Source organism: Pseudomonas edaphica (assembly GCF_005863185.1).
Lineage (GTDB): Bacteria > Pseudomonadota > Gammaproteobacteria > Pseudomonadales > Pseudomonadaceae > Aquipseudomonas > Aquipseudomonas edaphica.
The window spans coordinates 1-2,359 of record NZ_VBVZ01000807.1; the positions used below are offsets into that span (position 1 = coordinate 1).

Sequence of the window (2,359 nt, forward strand, 5' to 3'; positions counted from 1 at the left end):
CCCTGTGGGAGCGGGCTTGCCCGCGATGGCGTCGGCCCAGGCAACTAAAATCTCAGCGTTTGACTTGCTTCAACGTCTCGGCAATCAAAAACGCCAATTCCAGCGACTGATCGGCATTCATCCGTGGGTCGCAATGCGTGTGATAACGGTCAGACAAGCCATCTTCGGTAATCGGCCGCGCGCCGCCAATGCATTCGGTGACGTTCTGCCCGGTCATCTCGATATGGATCCCGCCGGCATAGCTGCCCTCGGCCTGGTGGACCTGGAAGAACTCCTTCACCTCGCCAAGAATCTGCGCAAAGTCGCGGGTCTTGTAGCCGCTGCTGGCCTTGATGGTGTTGCCGTGCATCGGGTCCGAACTCCACAGCACCTGCTTGCCCTCGCGCTGTACCGCACGAATCAGGTTGGGCAGGTGGTCGCCGACCTTGCCGGCGCCCATGCGCGCAATCAGGTTGAGGCGGCCTGGGTCGTTGTCCGGGTTGAGGATGTCGATCAGGCGGATCAGGTCCTCAGGCTTCATGCTCGGGCCGACCTTGACCCCGATCGGGTTGTTGACCCCGCGCAGGAACTCGACGTGGGCACCGTCCAGCTGACGGGTGCGGTCGCCGATCCAAAGCATATGGGCCGAGCAGTCGTAGTAGTCGTTGGTCAGGCTGTCGCGGCGCACGAAGGCCTGTTCATAGTTCAGCAGCAGCGCTTCGTGGGCGGTGAAGAAGCTGGTTTCGCGCAATTGCGGCGAACTGTCCATACCGCAGGCGCGCATGAACGCCAGGGTTTCGTCGATGCGATCGGCCAGTTGGCTGTATTTTTCGGCCAGCGCGGAGTTGGCGATAAAGTCCAGGTTCCACTTGTGCACCTGGTGCAGGTCGGCAAACCCGCCCTGGGCAAACGCGCGCAGCAAATTCAGGGTGGCAGTGGACTGGTGGTAGGACTGCAGCAGGCGGTCCGGGTCTGGCACGCGGCTTTTTTCGTCGAAGCCGATACCGTTGACGATATCGCCCCGGTAGGCGGGCAGGGTGACGCCGTCGATGGTTTCATCGTTGGCCGAACGCGGCTTGGCAAACTGGCCGGCCATGCGTCCAACCTTGACCACCGGGCAACCGGCGGCGAAGGTCATCACGATTGCCATCTGCAACAGTACTTTGAAGGTGTCGCGGATTTTTGCAGCAGAAAACTCGGCAAAGCTTTCGGCGCAGTCACCACCTTGCAACAGGAAGGCGCGGCCCTGGGTCACTTCGGCAAACTGACGGCGCAATTCGCGGGCTTCCCCGGCAAACACCAGTGGCGGGTAGCTGGCCAGGCTTTGCTCCACTTGCAGCAAGTGCGCAGCGTCCGGGTACTGGGGTTGTTGCTGGATCGGCAGGGCGCGCCAGCTGTCGGGGCTCCAGGGTTGGCTCATCATGAACTCGATAGGTTGATTGACGGTCGGGCGCCAATGTTAGCAGCAATTAGTGCGTGACCTGTTGCCGCCGCTTGGCCGACAATCGCGCCTTTGCCGTGCGGTAAACCCTTTAGGAGTAGTGATGAGCGAGGAGCGTGTCGAGCGCCTGCTGGCTGAAGTCCATGATGATTTCGGCATGATTCGTGTGCTCGAAGTGGCTGATTACCGTTTTCTCGAGTTTGGCGATGCCATCGAGCAAAGCTGCGTGTTTACCGCCGACCCGAGCTGGCTGGAGTACGACTACACCCGCGCGATGTTGATTGGCGCGTTGTGCCATGAGCAACCGGAAAGCGCGCTGTTCCTCGGCCTGGGCGCCGGTACGCTGACCCAGGCGTGCCTCAAGTTTCTGCCGCTGGAAGACGTCGAGGCCATCGAGCTGCGCCCGGATGTGCCGCGCCTGGCCATCGAGTACCTGGGGCTGGATGACGACCCGCGCTTGTACATCCGTATTGGTGACGCGTTGCAATTGCTTGATACCGCCGAGTCGGCCGACTTGATTTTCGTCGACTTGTATACGGATGTTGGCCCAGGCGTCGGGCACCTGGCCTGGACCTTTCTGGAAAACTGCCAGAAAAAACTCAACCCGGGTGGCTGGCTGGTGATCAACCAGTGGGCGACCGATGACGGTAAACCATTGGGCGCGGCGTTGTTGCGCGGGTTGTATCACCGGCATTACTGGGAACTGCCGGTGAAGGAGGGCAATGTGATTTTGCTGGTGCCTTCGGAGCTGGATCAGGAACTGGATATGGCAGCGTTGTCGGACCGCGCCGAGGCGTTGGCGCCGCGGTTGGGGTATTCGTTGCAGGCGTTGATCAAGGCGATTCGGCCGGCGACCTAGTTGCCTGTACTGACGCCATCGCGGGCAAGCCCGGCTCCCACAGGTGGAATGCATTTCAACCGGAAAATGCTATTCAACTG

2 protein-coding genes are annotated in these 2,359 nt (G+C 60.9%); one reads left to right on the forward strand and one right to left on the reverse strand.

Annotation, left to right across the window (positions count from 1 at the left end; translation table 11 throughout):
• Positions 1–52: 52 nt before the first annotated feature.
• Positions 53–1,399, reverse strand: a complete 1,347-nt coding sequence (locus FEM54_RS30705; protein WP_017136160.1) for a class II 3-deoxy-7-phosphoheptulonate synthase — start codon at positions 1,397–1,399, stop codon at positions 53–55.
• Positions 1,400–1,523: 124 nt separating this feature from the next.
• Here FEM54_RS30705 and FEM54_RS30710 point away from each other — a divergent pair, with 124 nt between their 5' ends.
• On the forward strand, positions 1,524–2,279 hold the full coding sequence (locus FEM54_RS30710; RefSeq protein WP_017136161.1) for a spermidine synthase: 756 nt from the start codon (positions 1,524–1,526) through the stop codon (positions 2,277–2,279).
• The last annotated feature ends 80 nt before the right edge of the window (positions 2,280–2,359 follow it).